At 61.7% G+C, this 18,021-nt stretch carries 11 protein-coding genes; 6 read left to right on the top strand and 5 right to left on the bottom strand.

From position 1 onward, the window contains the following. Positions 1-24: 24 nt before the first annotated feature. The 3 genes from ABD050_RS25790 to ABD050_RS25780 all read right to left on the bottom strand — a co-directional run bounded on the left by ABD050_RS25790 (position 25) and on the right by ABD050_RS25780 (position 3,871). Positions 25-1,377, bottom strand: a complete 1,353-nt coding sequence (locus tag ABD050_RS25790; protein WP_343892422.1) for an amidohydrolase family protein — start codon at positions 1,375-1,377, stop codon at positions 25-27. 235 nt (positions 1,378-1,612) lie between these two features. After that, the gene (locus tag ABD050_RS25785; RefSeq protein WP_343892421.1) at positions 1,613-1,981 is read right to left on the bottom strand and encodes a nuclear transport factor 2 family protein; all 369 of its coding nucleotides are present in this window, start codon (positions 1,979-1,981) and stop codon (positions 1,613-1,615) included. Between the two features lie 69 nt (positions 1,982-2,050). Continuing rightward, complete coding sequence (locus ABD050_RS25780) at positions 2,051-3,871, bottom strand: tannase/feruloyl esterase family alpha/beta hydrolase (protein WP_343892420.1); 1,821 nt, start codon at positions 3,869-3,871, stop codon at positions 2,051-2,053. 483 nt (positions 3,872-4,354) lie between these two features. Here ABD050_RS25780 and ABD050_RS25775 point away from each other — a divergent pair, with 483 nt between their 5' ends. Beyond that, positions 4,355-5,212 (top strand): fumarylacetoacetate hydrolase family protein, encoded by an 858-nt coding sequence (locus ABD050_RS25775; RefSeq protein WP_343892419.1) that lies wholly within the window; start codon positions 4,355-4,357, stop codon positions 5,210-5,212. A gap of 17 nt (positions 5,213-5,229) precedes the next feature. On the opposite strand, the gene ABD050_RS25770 is transcribed toward ABD050_RS25775, so the two are convergent. Further along, on the bottom strand, positions 5,230-5,967 hold the full coding sequence (locus ABD050_RS25770) for a VOC family protein (protein WP_343892418.1): 738 nt from the start codon (positions 5,965-5,967) through the stop codon (positions 5,230-5,232). A gap of 72 nt (positions 5,968-6,039) precedes the next feature. After that, complete coding sequence (locus tag ABD050_RS25765) at positions 6,040-6,561, bottom strand: pseudoazurin (protein ID WP_343892417.1); 522 nt, start codon at positions 6,559-6,561, stop codon at positions 6,040-6,042. A 523-nt stretch (positions 6,562-7,084) separates the two neighbouring features. On the opposite strand from ABD050_RS25765, the gene ABD050_RS25760 reads away from it, so the two are divergent. The 5 genes from ABD050_RS25760 (at position 7,085) to ABD050_RS25740 (ending at position 18,007) form a co-directional block, all read left to right on the top strand. Beyond that, a complete protein-coding gene (locus tag ABD050_RS25760; RefSeq protein ID WP_343892416.1) occupies positions 7,085-10,069 on the top strand; it encodes a TonB-dependent receptor domain-containing protein in 2,985 nt (994 codons plus the stop codon). A 260-nt stretch (positions 10,070-10,329) separates the two neighbouring features. After that, positions 10,330-11,403, top strand: coding sequence for an SMP-30/gluconolactonase/LRE family protein (locus ABD050_RS25755; RefSeq protein WP_343892415.1), 1,074 nt, complete (start codon positions 10,330-10,332; stop codon positions 11,401-11,403). A gap of 56 nt (positions 11,404-11,459) precedes the next feature. Then, positions 11,460-13,511, top strand: a complete 2,052-nt coding sequence (locus ABD050_RS25750; RefSeq protein WP_425542518.1) for a PQQ-dependent dehydrogenase, methanol/ethanol family — start codon at positions 11,460-11,462, stop codon at positions 13,509-13,511. Between the two features lie 49 nt (positions 13,512-13,560). Beyond that, positions 13,561-15,765: an outer membrane protein assembly factor BamB family protein gene (locus ABD050_RS25745; protein WP_343892413.1), complete on the top strand. Its 2,205-nt coding sequence runs from the start codon at positions 13,561-13,563 to the stop codon at positions 15,763-15,765. Between the two features lie 190 nt (positions 15,766-15,955). Continuing rightward, positions 15,956-18,007, top strand: coding sequence for a PQQ-dependent dehydrogenase, methanol/ethanol family (locus tag ABD050_RS25740; RefSeq protein ID WP_343892412.1), 2,052 nt, complete (start codon positions 15,956-15,958; stop codon positions 18,005-18,007). The last annotated feature ends 14 nt before the right edge of the window (positions 18,008-18,021 follow it).

Here is an 18,021-nt window from a genome sequence, read left to right as displayed (position 1 = left end):
GCACGCCGGATCGCGACCAGCGCCTCACGGCAGCGCCGCCATCTGACCGTGATCCTTGAAGACCTTGCCTCCCTTCATCACGAACTGAACGTTTCGAACGGCCTCGATACGGACGAGCGGATCACCGTCGATGGCGATGATATCGGCATAACGCCCCGCCTCGATCACGCCGATGTCCTTGCTGCCGATCAGGTCGGCATTCGTCCCGGTTGCGGCGACGATCGCTTCCTGCGGCGTGAGACCCGCCTGTACCAGACGGATGATACCGTCGGCCTTGTTCGCACCCGCGCCCAGGCTCGATTGATCGGTGCCCATGACGATTTTCACGCCCATCTTGTGAGCCGTTTCAGCGACAGCAATCTGCAGTGGCCACGCCTTCAACCCCTTCGCCACGACTCTCGGGTCATAGACGCTGGGGTTCGCACGAACCGCTTCGAGTTTCACATAGGCGGTGAGCACCGTCGGATCGAAGAACGTCCCCTGCGCCTTCATCTCCCTCAGCGTATCCGCGTCGACGAAAATGCCGTGCTCGATCGAGTCGACGCCGGCGCGGACGGAGGCCTTGATCGCTTCCAGACCAATGGCATGAGCTGCCACTTTCAGGCCAAGCGCATGCGCCGCATCGACGACGGCTTTGATCTCCTCATAGGTCATCGTCAGCGCGTTCGGATCGTCGTTCAGCGACGACACGCCGCCGGACGGCATGATCTTGATGAGATTGGCCCCCCGCATGAAGTGTTCCCGAACCTTGTCACGGGCATCGTCGGCCCCGTGAACCAGGGCATGCTCTCGCTCGTCGGCAGAAACAGTGTCGCCGCCTTCCTGATTCCAGGGATCGGAGTGGCCTCCGACCGGGCCAAGTGGCTCGAGCGCCGCCCAGATGCGCGGCCCGATCAAGCGCCCTTTGGCGATCGAATATTTGATCACCTTCATGTCTACCATGTGAGATCCGCAGTCACGCGTCGACGTGAAACCGTTGGCGATTTCGGCGTAAGCGTTGCGGACCAGGCGGACGTACGCTTCGCCGGAAGACATCATGCGAGGCTTTTCATCATCGCGGTCGTTTGTCAGGACGAGATGATCATGGGCTTCGATGAAGCCCGGCATGACGGTCTGGTGCGAAAGATCGATAATCTCCGCTCCCGCCGCATCGACGAAGCCATCCGTGATCGAAACGATCCGATCGTCCTTGATCACGATCGAAATGTTCGATCGAACCGGTCGCAGCGTGCCATCAAGAAGCCGGCCGGCATGAACAATGATGTCCTTGGCCTGGGCGCCGGAGCCCGGCACGACAAGAAAGGCCGCCGCGGTCAGCGCAGCCAACGCCTTCGATCTGGATTTTGGCACCCTCACGCTCGACACTCCCCGGATCATGATGGCCGCTCCGCATCCGACTGCGAATACCGGCCGGCGACCGAACCAACGATCGATACAACATTGCCAACACTTGGAATTTCGATATTCCTTATGCGCAAGCCCGAAATATTTGTGACCGTCCGCGACTGCGCCGCGCCACCGACGACGGCGCCGGCAAAGATCACCAGTCAGAACCGAGGGAACGATCGGCAACATCCCGCCCACGTTCCTCCAGGGTGTTGTGCAGCGCCCTTCAGCGCGCGACAAGCTCGTGCCCGACGGCCAGATAGCCACGCCGCAGCCGCACCTTCGCTGCGTCGTCGAAGGTCCAGAAGTCGGCGAACTCGACGGCGCGGCGATCCCCTGCCTCGCCCTCTCCCGTAAAGCGACCGCAAATCACCACCAGTCGCTGATCGCCATCATCGACGATCGTCGCGATGTCGTGCGACCCGTTGATCTTCCGCTCTTCGCGGAAGAACCTCTCGATTGCCGCCTTTCCGTCATAAACCGCTCCGGCCCGTCTGTAACAGGCATCGTCACAAAACAGCGCCATCACCCAATCGATGTCGAGCGCATCGATCCGGTGATAATATTCCATGACCAAGTCCGATCGAATACTCACTCTGATCTCCAAACGCCCGCACGCGTGACCGTGCGGGCGTCGTTGGTGTGATGGCGTGAAAGGCTGCGATCAGTAGTTGATCCTGACCTCGGGTGTCGGCTTCGGGTCGACCGGCGCGAAGCTGCGATAATCGTTGGGATCGCCCTTCCCTTTGTAACGGAACTGCGTCGGATAAGGGTAGATCGGCCGCGAAAAGGTGACTTGATCGCCGGCCGTCGGCGCGCGCGCAAATTGCGGCGATGACCATGACTTGGTGCCCACCTCGAGATGGTATGCCACCAGCATGTCCGGCGCCTGCTTCTTCTCGACCCAATTTTCGAGATAGGTGAGGTAATCAGCCATGTTTGCCCCCGATCCCCGGCCGCAATGCGCGGCGCCCGGCATCATGAACAGGCGGGCGAAGTCCTTGGTCTTCTCCGGCCCGCCCATCACGCGCTGGACCTCCTCATAATAATCGACGTTGCTCAGCGGCGACGGCAGACCGCTGTCGTTCCAGCCCTGCACGATCATAAGCTTGCCCCCGCGCGCCTTGAATTCGCGAAGGTCGGGATTGTCCGCATCGAACAGCGTACGCGCGACCCCCAGCCGGGTATAATCAGTATCCGGATCCATCTGCTCGCGCGTCCAGGTTGGGCCGAGGTCGGGAGCGAACAGCATGTACTTGTAATATTCGCTGTACCTCGAATTGGGGACATCGTTGAAGCCATAAGGCGGATCGAGCTCGGTGCCGGGCATCGAACCGTAAAAGACCTGTTTGCCGGTCGACGTGCGAATGCCGGCGTAGATTTTCCTGGCCGCATCCACCTGCTCCTTGCTCAGGCAGTTGCCGGTTGCACCCGCCTTGCATTCAAGCGTCCCCGGCTCGAACCTGCAGAGGCGCGGATCGCCGACGACGCCATCAGCGAGACCATCGATCTTGTCGCACGCCCTGAGCACGGCTTGGTGCAGCAATTCCAAGTCAGAGCGCTTGAAGATCGGCGTGCCGTCGGCGTGCGTCACGGCCTGATAATTATATTCGAGCTGAAGAAGCGAGCGCGACCAGCGCATCACCGGGTCGATCGCGACGATTCCGTCGAACTGGCTGGGATAGTGCTGCGCCATGATCATCGCGCTGCGGCCGCCATCCGAACAGCCGAGAAAATAGGTCAGCCTTATCGCCGCCTTGTAGAATTTCTCGGCGATCGCCCGCCCCGCGATCGTCGTCGCGCTCATCGCCCGCCCGGCATGGTCGATCTTTGCCTGCGGATTCTGGTAGGACCAAAGCCGATCCAGGGCTGGTCGAACCGGGGTCACCGTGAGGTTGGGGCCATGCCCCTGGTCGGTCGCGGCACAAGCATAGCCCCGGCGAAGCGCCTCGGCGCACCATTCCAGCCCAGGGCGATAGGACCCGCACGAGCCGCCACACCCCATCATGATGAATTTCGAGTTCCAGTTCTTCGCTGGCAATTCCAGGCCGAAACCGATGGCCGGCGCAATATAACCCTCGACAAGGCAATGCGCCGGCGCGGACGCGGTCGCCTCCATATATTGCGCTTCCATGATCTGCGTCGGGGCGTCGCGCGTCAGCGAGAAATCCATATCGGCGACGGTCTCGCACGCCGTCTGTTCGGCGGATGCCGGCTGAGGGGCAGCGATCGCAGCATCGGAAAGAAGCATCGTCGTGCAAAACGCGAGCAGCAATAGGGCCGCAGCGCGCCAAACCCGTGGCGTCATTTCACCTCTCCTGTGGTTATGATGGATCAACGCTGCCGCAGCCATCCGGCAGCGGCGCGGGAAGACGGTCGCGATCAATGACGGAAGCGCGGAGGTCGCGAGCCGGGCGGTGTTACCGATCACCAGTTTGGCCCGGTACGCGAGGCACACTTCATCGACCAGGAAAACCCGGGTCATGATTCCTCTCCCTGATCGCCCCGCATGGCGCGGAGTCTTGCTGCTGCGGAAAAGAGAATTCCTGCGCCGCCCGTGAAACCGCGGATGCATCGATCCCGTTGTGCACCGCCCTTCGGCGTCTGCATTTTTCCAAAAGCTTAAGCGGAATCGTAATCCCGCGGTCGTGCAACCGTCAAGGACTTTTCAGTATCATGTACCATCATTCAATATGATGAATAATAGATCGATCATCGGTTCCCCAGGCCGGTCGTGCGCGCCGCCGACGGGCGAGGAATTATGTCGCGAGCCTCGTCCGGCTTTCCAATTCGCTCACCGGCGGCCCCCGAATGTTAGGTCACTGCCGCGGCCCTCGGCAAAGCGACTGTCCGTTCACCTTGTTTATCCTGTCGGACGATCATACCAGGTTCGGCATTGGCACCTGGTTGTTTACAGGGATCAAGCGCACCTTAAATCCAAGATCTGACATCTCCGGGGATTTCCTTGATGCACATCGCACGTTTTTCCGACGGTGACGACACGCGCCTCGGCCTCAAGGTCGCCGATGGGCTGGTTGACTTGACCGCCCGGTTGGAGGGCGCGCCGCGCGACACTGTCGACCTGATGAGTCTTTGGCCCGACCTGGCGCTGGACCTGGCGGCCCTGGCTGCCTTTCCTGCGGACCACGCGCTGACGGGAGTGCAACTGCTTGCCCCTGTTCGCCGTCCACACAAGATCCTGGGTATCGGCATGAACTATGCTGACCATGCGCGCGAAATGGGCCTCGAACTTCCGACCTCGCAATTCTGGTTCTCGAAGCAGAGTTCGGCGCTGAACGATCCGTTCGGCGATGTCGAAATGCCGGTGGGCTCGATCGAACTGGATTACGAAGCCGAGTTGGTCTGCGTGATCGGCCGGCATGTGCGCAATGCGGACGCGACCGGCGCCAGGGAAGCGATCTTCGGCTATTGCGTGGGAAACGATGTTTCTGTGCGGGACCGGCAGACCGAGACGAGCCAGGTCATGCTCGGCAAATGCGGCGACACGCATGCGCCCGTCGGCCCCTGGATCACGACGGCGGATGCGATCGATGTCGCAGACATCGCGATCAGGACGTGGGTAAATGGCGACCTCCGCCAAAATTCGCGTACGCGAGAGATCATCTACGATTGCGTCCGGATGATCGAACATCTCTCGCGGGTCATGACTCTCGAACCCGGGGACCTGCTGTTCACCGGCTCGCCATACGGGGTCGGCAAGGGTTTCTCGCCGCCGCGCTGGCTTCAGCCCGGCGACCGCGTCCGCGTCGAGATCGAAGGCCTGGGCGCGATCGAGAACAAGATCGTTCCGGCGCCGATACCATGAAGGACGACAGACAGCCGTCAGATTTGCATGGGATGGCGCCGAAGCTCGATGATGCCTTTGTTGCTGTTGATCCCCACCGCATGAATGCCGGGCGCCTTGCCGTTGAAGCGCAGCGGGAGTGCCGCCATGCCATCCCCGATCCACTTCGCCATTTCCTCCGCCGACCCGCCGAGCTCAAGCCAGGCGAACCCCGACGGGGCGACCGGTCCGGGTGCGATCGGCTTGGGCGTCCCGTCCCAATAGGTGAAATTCGGCAATCCCTTCGCCCAGGTGGCGGCCGTGTCGGGCACGTGGATGTAAGCGGGGGCAGCGCTGCCATCGACATTGCGGGTGGCGGTGGCTTCGCTCACTTCCGCGCCAAGCCGCCGCGCGATCGCCTGCAATTCCTGCCGAGATCGCACGCGCACGGCCCAGCCGATGAAACAGTCGCCATCACGAAAACGGGCTAGCATCTGGCCGAGGTGCGGGTTGGTCTCGGCCAGATAGGGATCGGTAATGGCATTGACCTCGAGCACCGTATTATCGCCCGTGCGAAAATAGCGATAGGCCATCCCGCCGGTTGGGAACCAGCCTCCCTCGTGGCTAGGCAACCCCATTTCACGTGAGATCCGCGCCGAGCCTTCGAAAAGGTTCCTGACCCCCATCGCAACGTGATCGATCGCAAGCGTTGTCGACGGCGCGCCTGCCGCCCTGCTTATGGCAGAGCCGACTATGAGGCTCCCTAGCCCAGCGGTAACGACCCTTCTGTCCAACATGACGCGCTCCCCATTCTTATGCCGCAACGGCTAACATCCACGGCAATGCCACCGATCAACATAGGCGCGCGGTCAGGGCTTCGCGGCCTGCGCGAGCAGCGCCGCGAAAACCTGCTTTGCCTTGCCGGGATGATCGACCTGCGCGGCTGCCGCCAGGTTGATCGGCTTGCCTACGACGATCAGCCCCACCATTCCCATGGCGTAATGAGGGGTGCACTTGAACCCATAGACCCCGGACTTCGTAACCTTGATCGTAAAGGCCTGGCCCATCTCTCCCTTGAACGGCGCGACACCGGCCGGCAGCATGCCCGGCACGGCGACGACGTCATGGCCCATGTCGGTAGGGACGAAACGAATGGTGTCACCGGGCATGGCCCGGGTCAGAGAAGGCTCGAACACGAAGAAGCCAGACGCGCCACGATTGCGCATCTGGACGATCCGTTCGTGGGGGGTGGCTTGCGGTGCAGCCCGCTCGCGGGCGATGGCTTGCGTCGTCGCCAAAACAGCGCCGACAATCATCAATGATTTCATGAAGGACATAAGGTCTTTCTGCACGGTCTCGGGTTCCAAGGGAGATGCCGTCACCTCGATCATCTCCAGGAATCGCGGCTTTCTTTGCCCGATACCCGTTCGCACCATAGCTCCGCGCCCGACCAGTCTCCAGATCAAACAAGTTATGGCAACCCCCGAACTATATTTGCGCAGTCTTTCTTTTTCCGGCTCGGGCGGGGCGGCAGATCATCACGCGAGCGCGTGAATAGTCGATATCGACACCGGGAACGGCGCGCCGGCGAAGCTCGCCCCGATGCAGCCGATACCCAAACATGGCATAGCATAGCGAGAATATGGGCGCTTTGAACAGAATAGGAGCTTAGGCGCTATGACTCCAGATCATATCCAAATGCCACATTGAGCGATTGCCGCCTGATCCGCAAACACGGATGTTGAGCAACATTCTGGCTCAATCTCGATAGCTGACAGAATATTCGCATGGTAAAAATCGGCGAAAACCTACCTGTCGGCATATAAGCCGCGAACAGAGACAGATAAGTTACGGCAGCGAAAATAAAAACAGGCTGCCGCCTAAATTTACTGTTATTTCAAATTGGGGGATTAGATGATTTTGAAGAAGCAAGCATTCGGCGCCTATCTCCTGGCGAGCACATCAATGCTCTTGATCGCACCAGGCATGGCGCACGCGCAGGTCGCGGCAACTGCCGACGCCAACGCCGACAAGGACGCCACGGGAGCGCCCCCCGCCGACACGACCGCCCAGGCGAGCGAAAGTACCGGGGAGATCATCGTTACTGGAAGTCGCCTGCAACATTCCGGCTTTGACACCCCTACCCCTGTCACCGTGATCGGCGCCAAGGATTTGGCGCAGCGCGGCGCAACGAGCATTTCGCAGGTGCTGCAACAGCTGCCGTCAGTGACGGCGTCGGCCACCGCGCAATCCACCGGACTCCTGTCGGGCGGCGGTAGCGGAAACTATCTGAACCTTCGCAGCCTCGGCACCGCGCGAACGCTTGTTCTCATCGACGGCCAGCGCATGGTCCCGACCTATTCCTCCTCCGCCAACCTGTCTGGGGCGGTCAACCTGAACGTCATACCGTCCATTGCGATCGGCCGGGTCGATATCGTGACCGGCGGCGCCTCCGCCGCCTACGGTTCCGATGCTGTCGCGGGCGTGGCGAACATCATTTTCGATCGCGAGTTCAAAGGCTTCAAAGCCGATCTTCAATACGGGATTAGCCAGCGTGGCGACCGGCCCGACTACAAGATCGGGCTCATGGTCGGACAGGACTTCGCCGATCATCGCGGTCATTTCGTCATCGCCGGTGAGTGGGAGCGCAGCGGTGGCATCGCGAACCAGGGCGCGCGGGCCTGGGGTCGCAAGGGCTACATGATCTACCCCAATCCGGCCAATACCAGTTCCACCGACGGCATCCCGGCGCTGATCACCCGCGCCAACGTCCGCATCGCGGCGACCTACGGCGGACTCATCACGAGCGCCACCCAGAACGGCGTCTCGGCCAGCACCCTCGGCAATTCGACCAGCCCGCTATCCCACATCCAGTTCGGAGATGGCGGCACGCCTATCGCCTTTGTAGACGGAACCGAAGCCGGCCCATCTTACCGGGTGGGCGGCGACGGCGTCAAAGCCACCCAGATTGCACCGATCACCGTGCCGCAAGACCGTAAGGACGTGCTGGCAGCGGCTGACTACAAGATCACGGACAATATCACGGCATTCGGTGACTTCCTGTTCAGCGATAGCCGTGGATCATGGGCGATCCAGCCCTGGTTCAATGCGCTTGGGACTGACCTCACGATCAGCAGCGGCAATCCCTTCATTCCCACCTCTATCCAACAGACCATGACCGCCAACAACATCACGGCGTTCAAGCTTGGCCGGATCAATCAGGATTTCGGTTCGGTGCACGTTGATAACACGTCCACCACCTATCGAATCGTCGGCGGCCTCAAAGGCACGTTGGGCGACACCTCATGGAAGTGGGATGTCGCTGGCTACTACAGCAAGCTCGATTATTCGACGCTGGGTCTCGGCAACATCAACCTGACCAATTACGCTCTGGCGGTCGATGCGGTACGTGACCCGGCGTCGGGCAAAACCGTCTGCCGCGCGACGCTCAATGCCGCTTCGCTCCCGGCCCCGTTACAAGCCTTGGCAAAGGCCTGCGTACCGATCAACGTCTTCGGCAATGGCTCGCCGTCCGCCGCGGCCCTTGCTTATATCAAGGGCACCAGCGAGTATATCTCCACAAATACGATGAGTGGCGGCACCGCCAACATTAGGGGCGATCTGTTCAGTTTATGGTCCAAGCCGGTTTCTCTTGCCCTCGGCGGAGAATATCGGCGGGAACGGCTCGACTCCGATGCCGACCCCGTCATGCAGCAACTCGGCTGGGCGGTCATGAACACTTCCGGCGTCCATGCTGGCCTCGAGGTCAAGGAAGGTTATGCCGAGATCAACGCGCCAATCGTCGACAGCAAGCCCTTTTTGAAATCGCTCGAGGTCAACGGCGCATTCCGGTACACCGACTACAGCACCTCGGGCAGTTCGAATACCTGGAAGCTCGGCGCGATTTGGGAACCGGTCTCGTCGCTCCGGCTTCGCGGCACTGTCTCTCGCGACATACGAGCGCCCAATCTCCGAGAACTCTTCTCCGGCGCGCAGATCACGAATTTCTCGCCCAACGATCCGTGCAATGCGGTTAACCAGGCGGCGAGCGCGACGACGGCTGCCAATTGCCGCGCGGCAGGTTTGCCGGCGAACTTCGTTAGCACGGTGGGCAACGCCCTCACGGTCACTCTTGGCAATACCGCGCTCAGGCCCGAAATCGCCGACACCAAGACGTTCGGCGCGGTCTTTAGCCCGAAATTCCTTCCCGGTTTCCGCATGTCGGTCGACTGGTACGACATCAACATCAAGAATGCGATCGGCGCCATCGGAACAAGCCAGAACATCCTGGATTTCTGCTACAAGCAAAGTCGGCCGGTCTGCGGTTACATCAATCGCGATGCGAATGGCCAGTTGATCTCCGTCAACAATGTCAACATCAACGGCTCGATCGAGACGGAGAAGGGTGTCGATTTCGACATACTGTATGGCTTCGATCTCAATGTCCTTTCTACGCATGGCCGCCTGACGACACATATTCTGGCCAGCTATGTCTACTCGGATTTGCGTTCGCCGGACGGCGTTACCTTCATCCAGCGTGCTGGCGATCTCGTCGGGCGGCCGAAGTGGACCGGGAATGCCACGATCAGCTACGACACCGACAAGTTCGGTTTCTCAATTCTCGAGCGGCTGATCGGGAAGGCCCATATCGACAATACCTTCACCTCGATCGAAAACATCGACAACAACAACATGCCGACGATGCTCTACACCGACATCAACCTGCGCTATGCGGTCACGAATGGCGGCAGGATCGAGCTCTACGGGGGCGTCCACAACCTGCTCGACAAGGATCCGCCGGTAGATCCGGTTCAGTTCATCTATTCCTACGGAACCAACCTGACTTTCTACGATGTGGTCGGCCGCTCCTTCTACATCGGCGCCCGCGTGAAGTTCTGATGCGGCGATGGGGAAGGCCTGCCTTCCCCGTCACTTCAGGATCCGAGACTGTGCAGGCGAAAACCGTCTCAAGAATGAGAGACAAGAACGTTTCGATCTGGAGGAGGGGATTACCCGACCACACCTCCTCCATATCCCAATCCCAAGGACATGCCGCGTTGGCCCATATCGTGAGCTTCTAGATGAGACGTCCGCATCCTCAAGTCCTGACTGATGGGCTCGCAGGATGCGCAATAATATCGGCGATCTGGAGAGAACCCATGGCTCGATCGAAGGAATACCTCTCAGCTTTCCGAAAATTCTGGTTGATATTCGCCGCATTGATCGGCGGCACGGCGACACTGCCGGCGGCGGCGCAGAAGATCGAGCTCTTGCCCGGCTTTACCCAGCCGGAGGATATGGAATTTCTCCCGGGCACGGGGCTGATCATCGTCAGCAATATGTGGAGCGCAACCCTAACCAGGCCCGCTGGGCTCAGCCTGTTCGATCCCAAAACCAATGCGGTAAGCTGGCTCCCGATCACCAATGAGTATGAAAAAGGCTGGGGTGCGGCGGACTGCACGACCCCGCTTCCGAGGATCGGCCCGCACGGCATCCATCTAAAGAAACGGCGCGACGGGCGACTTGAGCTGTTCGTCGTCAACCACGCCGATCGCGAGTCGATCGAAATGCTGGAAATCAAGGTCGACGCGCCGGGTCCGCGCGCGATCTGGCGTGGCTGCACGGTGATGCCGAATCCGGAGGGAACGCGCGGATTCAACGATGTCGCGGGTCTTCGCGACGGCGGTTTCATCGCCACCGTTCCGATTGTCCCGGCGATCTACAAGGCCAACGGTAACGATCCGCGTAACGGAAAGGATTCGGGCTATATCGTCGAGTGGCACCCCGGCGGGACGGTCGTGGAACTGCCCGACAGCCATGCGCCCTTTCCCAACGGCGTTCAGCTCAGCGACGACGAGAAGACCCTCTATTTCAACGCCTGGACCGCCCTGGAAGTGCGGCGGTATGATCGCGCTGCGGGAAGGGTGACCGGACACCTCACGCTCGATTTCATGCCGGACAATCTGGCGCTTCGCCCGGACGGAAAGATTCTGGCGGCCGGCATCACCGACATCGTCGGTTTCTCTACCGACCCCTCCTGCCCCAAGTTCGACGGGATTTGCGCCAAGCCCTTCGGGGTGGCCGTGATCGACCCGAGGAAATGGACCGCGACCGACATCTATCATGCCGGCGCGGCGGTTCTGGCCAACGCCTCGATAGCGCTTCAGCAAGGCAAGACGCTGTATATAGGCGCCTTCCGCGGCGAACATCTGCTCAAGGTCAGGTTGCGGTGACGCCTAAACGCCTCGCTCGCACCGCGTTGATCGCGGGCTCCGCCCTTTTGTTCGCCATGGCGACACAGGCAGCGCCATCCGGTCGGCAGCAGATCGCTGGCGCTGACTGGCCCGGTTACGGCGGCGGCGAAGGCGATACGCGTTACAGCCCGCTTGCGCAGATTCGTCAGGACAATGTCGCCAGCGTCGGACTGGTCTCGCAATACGACATCGACGTCGGCGGCAGTGGACTGACCGCAGCGGTCGAGCATGGAGGCGTCGTCTATTTTGCGATCGGCCAGGCGGTCGTTCATGCCGTCGATCCGCTGACCGGCACGCTGCTGTGGAAATATGATCCCGAGGTCGGCGCGGTTGCCGGCCCGGAAATGCGCGGTGCCTGGGGCAGCCGCGGCATGGCATATGCCAACGGCCGAGTTTTCGTCGGCACCTCGGACGGCCGCCTCATCGCGCTCGACGCCAAGACCGGGAAACTGGCCTGGAGCGCCAAAACCACCGAGAAGGGTGACGGACGCTACATCAGCGGAGCGCCCTGGGTGTTCAAGGACAAGGTGGTGATCGGGCACGGCGGCGCCGATTTTGCGCCGGTGCGCGGCTATGTCACCGCTTATGACCAGAAAACCGGCAAGCAGGTGTGGCGCTTCTACACCGTGCCGGGAAACCCCGCGAAAGGGCCAGACGGCGCCGCTTCGGACGGGGCGATGGCGATGGCTGCGAAAACCTGGAAGGGAGAATGGTGGAAATATGGCGGCGGCGGCACCGCCTGGAACGCCTTCTCCTACGACCCGAAATACAATCGCCTCTATATCGGTACCGGCAACGGCACGCCCTGGAACCAGAAGATCCGCAGCCCTGGCGGCGGCGACAATCTGTTCGTCTGCTCAATCGTCGCGGTCGACGCCGACACTGGCAAATATATCTGGCATTATCAGGTCAATCCCGGCGAGACATGGGACTACAATGCTGCCCACGACATGGTGCTGACCGATCTGATGATCGGCGGCAGGAAGCGTTCGGTGCTGCTGCAGGCACCCAAGAACGGCTTCTTCTACGTGATCGATCGCGAAACCGGGAAGCTGATCTCGGCCGAAACCTTCGCGCCGCAGAACTGGGCCCAGGGTATCGACAAGACGACCGGCCGCCCGATCGAAAACCCGGAGGCGCGCTTTCCGAACGGGCAGGTCTTTACCCTTTTTCCCTCGCCTTACGGTGCACATGGCACCCCCGGTATGTCGTTTAATCCCGAAACGGGCCTCGTCTACCTCCCCGCGATGTTTGCCGGCCGCGCCTATGTCGATCCGCCCTCGATCAACGGGATGACCTTTGTCGACGGAGAACGGTTCAACACAGGCATCGGCATACCGCCACCAGTCAAGATGCCGCCGACCAGTTCGGCGTTGCTCGCCTGGAACCCGACCACGCAGAGGGAGATCTGGCGCATCCCGGCGGCCGGCATGTTCGCACAGGGCGCCACTGCCACGACTGCCGGAAAACTGGTGCTGCAGGGCCATGACGACGGGCGGTTCACCATCCGCGCCGCCGACAGCGGCAAGCTGCTCTGGTCCTTCCAGGCACAGGCTTCGACGACTCCGCAACCGATCACGTATCTGGTGAAGGGCCGCCAATATATCAGCATCATCGCCGGCGGGCGGGTGATCAGCGCGCGTGGCGTCGAGCAGGAATGGAACTACCGCACGCAGCGGATGCAATTGTTGACCTTCGCGCTGGGCGGCAAGAGCAAGCTGCCGCCACCCAACACCACCGTCATGCCATATCTCGACGATCCGGCCCTGAAGATCGACACGGCCACGGCGGCGCGGGGGGCGACTGACTTCGCGGATCGCTGCGCCTCCTGCCACGGCGGGGCGGCACGGTCGGGGGGGGCTGCGCCGGACCTGCCGCGTTCGTCCATCCCGATGGATGCCGATGCATTCAAGGCGGTGTTGCACGATGGCGTGCTCACGTCGCGCGGGATGCCTCGCTTCGCCGAGCTGAGCGACGCCGAGCTCGAGGCGCTACGCCTCTACATCCGACAGCGCGCCCGCGAACTCATCGCCGAGCAGGCGAAGGGCACCGTGAAGACGCAGAAAGGTCCCGACAATGGCCAGTGAAGGCGGCCCTCGCCGATCAGGCAGCACGAGACATATGCTTGGAGATTCCATGTTCGCAAAATCGAAGCTTCTTGTGGCGCTGTCCCTCGGTGCGATTCCTCTGGCCGGCCAGCTTGGCGCCCAAAACCTGACACCCGCCTTCCGTGATCCGTCCGCATCCTTCACCGCGCAACAGAGCGAGCAAGGCAAAGCCAGCTACGCGGCTAACTGTCAGGCGTGCCACGGGCCGGATGCCTCCGGTGGCCGGTTCGGGCCTGGATTGAAGGGCGACGCCTTTGCCGCACATTGGAGTGACAAGCCCGCCGCCGACCTCTTCGCCTTCATCCGCTCGAACATGCCGCCGGGCCGCGCCGGATCGCTGACGAATGCGGAATATTCGGCCCTCACCGCCTATATCCTCCAGCAAAATGGCGTCGCGCCCGGCACCAGGGAACTGGCTCTCGGCCCGACAGCGGCTGGCTCTTCCGCCGCGAGCGCCTCGGAAGATCCGATGAAGGCCAGAACGGCCATGATTCGCCGTTTCTTCAAGGCGACCGAACCCAATCAGGACGCGATCTACCAGCGCGAAACGACCCGAAAGACCGCGATCGCGAGCGCGGTGCGGCCCGTAACCGACGCCATGCTGCAGACACCGCCGGACGGCGACTGGCTGATGTGGCGTCGAACCTATTCGAGCCACGGCTTCAGCCCGCTTAAGCTGATCAACAGCAGCAACGCGTCGCGATTGCGCCTGTCATGGAGCTGGACGCTCGGACCGAGCCTCAACGAGATCACACCGCTTGTCCATGACGGCGTCATATATGTCCACAGCGGCGCTTCGGTGCAGGCGCTCGACGGGGCGACGGGTGACCCCCTGTGGAAATACAGTCGCGACCTGCCCGACAACCTACTAGGCGGCCGCGCTGGTCATTCCAAGGGAATGGCGATCTACGGGAACAGCCTGTATCTGCCGCTGGTCGACGGCCATGTCGTCGCGCTGGACGTCAAGACCGGCGCTCTGGTCTGGGATCATGAAGTGATGACGCCGACCGAAGTCGCCAGCGGGGTGATGATGGTCGGCGCCCCCATCGTCGCCAAGGGCAAGGTGATCCTCGGCACCAACCAGTCACAGAGCCGTCCCGGCAGCATTTTCGCACTCGATGCGAAAACCGGCACTCAGGTTTGGCGATTCAGCACGATCGCCATGCCCGGCGAGACCGGGGGCGACAGCTGGAACGGCGTGCCGGCCGAACAAAGGTTCGGCGGCTCGCAATGGACCGGCGGCAGCTACGACCCCGAACTCAACCTCGTCTATTTCGGGATCGGCAACACCTATTCCGCCGCAACGCTGATCCGCCCGGGCGAACCGCCAAGCGCCAAGAACGCCGGTCTGTTCACCGATACCACTGTCGCGCTCGATCCCGACACCGGGAAGCTCGCCTGGCATTTCCAGCACATGCAACGCGATATCTGGGACGTAGACTGGGCATTCGAGCAGTCGCTGGTCGACCTGCCCATCAACGGACGCATGCGTAAACTTGTGGTCACCGGGGGCAAGATGGCCCTGTTCGACGCCGTCGATCGCACCGATGGCAGCTATGTGTTTTCGCGTGACGCTGGGCTCCAGAACATCGTCGTCGCGATCGATCCCAAAACGGGCGCCAAGACCTACAATCCGGCGCTGATCCCCGTTGCGGGGGAGCAGAAGCTGGTTTGCCCCGGTTCGACCGGAATGCGCAACTGGATGGCCACCTCCTACAACCCCGAAAGCCACGTCCTCTACATTCCCATGTTCGAAGTATGCTCGACATACACCTGGACCAAGCGTCCGCCGTCTGAAGTAGCCGCAGGCTTCCTGGATATCGGTTTCCAGAGCCGCCCCATGCCCAATTCGGACGGCAATATAGGGCGCATCCAGGCGATCGATCTCCAAAGCGGGAAGACTCTCTGGACGCACCGCCAGCGGACCCCGGTTTCCAGCTCGATGCTGGCGACCGCAGGCGGCATCGCTTTCAACGCGACCGCGGACCGCTATTTCCGCGCGTATGACGAAAGGAGCGGCAAGATCCTCTGGCAGACCCGCCTGGCGAGCACCGCCAGCTCGACGCCGATCACCTATACCGCCAAAGGCGCGCAATATGTCGCCGTGGTGACAGGCGGCGGCGGCCCGCAAGACGTGGTCTGGAGAGGGCTGGCGCCAGAGGTCGACAGCCCGGCGGGCGGCATCGTGCTCTGGACGTTCCGATTACCGGACCGGGGCGACCGGGGCCGTTGACCGCCCGTCTGTGGCTCGCGCGCAAGGGACTAGGTTCCGGCAACATCTATTCGCGATTTCTCAAAGGTTATTGACGTTGAAGAGCCGGAGCTTGGCCGCCAAAATCCCGATCTTACAGCACGAAAGCAGGCGGCGCCCGTCATCCGAGCAGAGCTGACGGCGCAATAACGTCACACGATAGGAAGATATGATGATCAAGGGGGTTCGCCAGGGCGCGTTGGTCGCGGGATCGGCGTTGCTGATTGCGATCGTAGCACAGGCTGCACCCGTCAAGAACCGGATCCAGGATCAGGACTGGTTCGGCTATGGCGGCAACCAGGATGACACACGCTACAGCCCGCTCGATCAGATCCGCCAGGACAATGTCGCGCAGCTCGGTCTCGTTTCCCACTTCGACTTCGACGTCGGTGGCATCACCAATACGGCTCCGATCGAACATGACGGCATCGTCTATTTCGCCGCGAGCCAGGCGATCGTTCACGCGGTCAATCCGCTGACCGGCAAGCTGCTGTGGAAATATGATCCCGAGGTCGGCGCGGTTGCCGGCCCGGAAATGCGCGGTGCCTGGGGCAGCCGCGGCATGGCATATGCCAACGGCCGCGTCTTCGTCGGCACGTCGGATGGCCGCCTGATCGCACTGGACGCGAAGACAGGCAAGCTCGCGTGGAGCGCGCAGACCACTGACAAAGGCGATGGCAGGTTCATCAGCGGCGCGCCGTGGGTGTTCAAGGACAAGGTAATCATCGGCCACGGCGGCGGCGATGTTGCACCGATCCGCGGCTACGTCACCGCCTATGACCAGAAGACCGGCAAGCAGGTCTGGCGCTTCTACACCGTGCCCGGTGATCCGGCGAAGGGCTTCGAAAACGAGGCTATGGCGATGGCCGCGAAGACGTGGACTGGCGAATGGTGGAAATTCGGCGGAGGCGGTAACGACTGGAACGCGTTCTCCTACGACGCCAAATACAACCGCATCTATATCGGCACCGGCAACGGCACGCCTTGGAACCGCAAGATCCGCAGCCCTGGCGGTGGCGACAATCTGTTTCTCTGCTCGATCGTCGCGGTCGATGCCGATACCGGCAAATATGTCTGGCATTACCAGGTCAATCCCGGAGAAAGCTGGGATTACAACGCCACCCATGACATGGTGCTGACCGATCTCGTGGTCGAAGGCAAGAAACGCTCGGTACTTCTCCAGGCGCCGAAGAACGGCTTCTTCTACGTCATTGATCGCGAAACCGGGAAGCTGATCTCGGCCGTCTCCTATGTCTATCAAAACTGGGCAAAGGGCATCGACCAGGCGACCGGCCGACCGATCGAGAACCCGGAGGCGCGCTATCCCGACGGCAAGCCGTTTGCCATGTACCCAGGGTCGCACGGCGCGCATGGCACGGCCACGATGGCGTTCAACCCCAAGACCGGCCTCGTCTATCTGCCGATCATGGATATGGGCCGGGTCTATGTCGATCCGCCCTCACTCGAAAATTTCACGTTCCGCGATGGCGAGCGCTCCAACAATGGCCAGGGCAAGGCGCCGGCCGGCATCCCGATGCGGCCGAGCGTCGGCGCATTGCTCGCGTGGAATCCGGTGACGCAAACCGAGGCGTGGCGGGTGCCCACGCCCGACTTGGTCGATGGCGGGGGAACGGCGACGACCGCCGGGAATCTCGTCCTGCAAGGTCATCAGGCCGGGAATTTCGACATACTGGCTGCGGACACCGGCAAGCGGCTCTGGTCTTTCGACATGCAGGCGCCGGGCAGCAATCAGCCGATCACCTATACGATCCACGGCCGGCAATATATCAGCATCCTCGCCGCGGGGCGCGTGATCGGACCGCGACCGGTGGAGCAGCAATGGGATTACCATAGTCTCAAATCCCGACTGCTTACCTTCGCGCTTGGTGGCAAGGATCGGCTGCCGCCGACGAACTTCGCTATTCCGCCATTTGCCGATGACCCGGCGATGAAGCTTGATCCCGCCCGGGTTGCGCTAGGCAAAGCCTCGTTTGCCGATCGCTGCGCTGCCTGTCATGGCCCTGCGGCGGTGTCCGGCGGAGCTGCGCCGGAGTTGCGGCGATCCCAGATACCGCTGAGCGCGGAGACGTTCAGAGCAGTGCTGCACGATGGACTGCTGTCGTCCCGCGGCATGCCGCGCTTCGGGGAAGTCAGCGATGAAGAAATTGAGGCGCTGCGCGAATATATCCGCGACCGTGCCCGCGCCGCGATCGACCACAAGTGATCTGAGGTTCGAGA

The sequence above is a fragment of the Sphingomonas oligophenolica genome (assembly GCF_039522915.1).
GTDB lineage: Bacteria > Pseudomonadota > Alphaproteobacteria > Sphingomonadales > Sphingomonadaceae > Sphingomonas > Sphingomonas oligophenolica.
The sequence above is the reverse complement of the archived record's forward strand: the minus strand, read 5'-3'. Positions and strand labels throughout refer to the sequence as shown.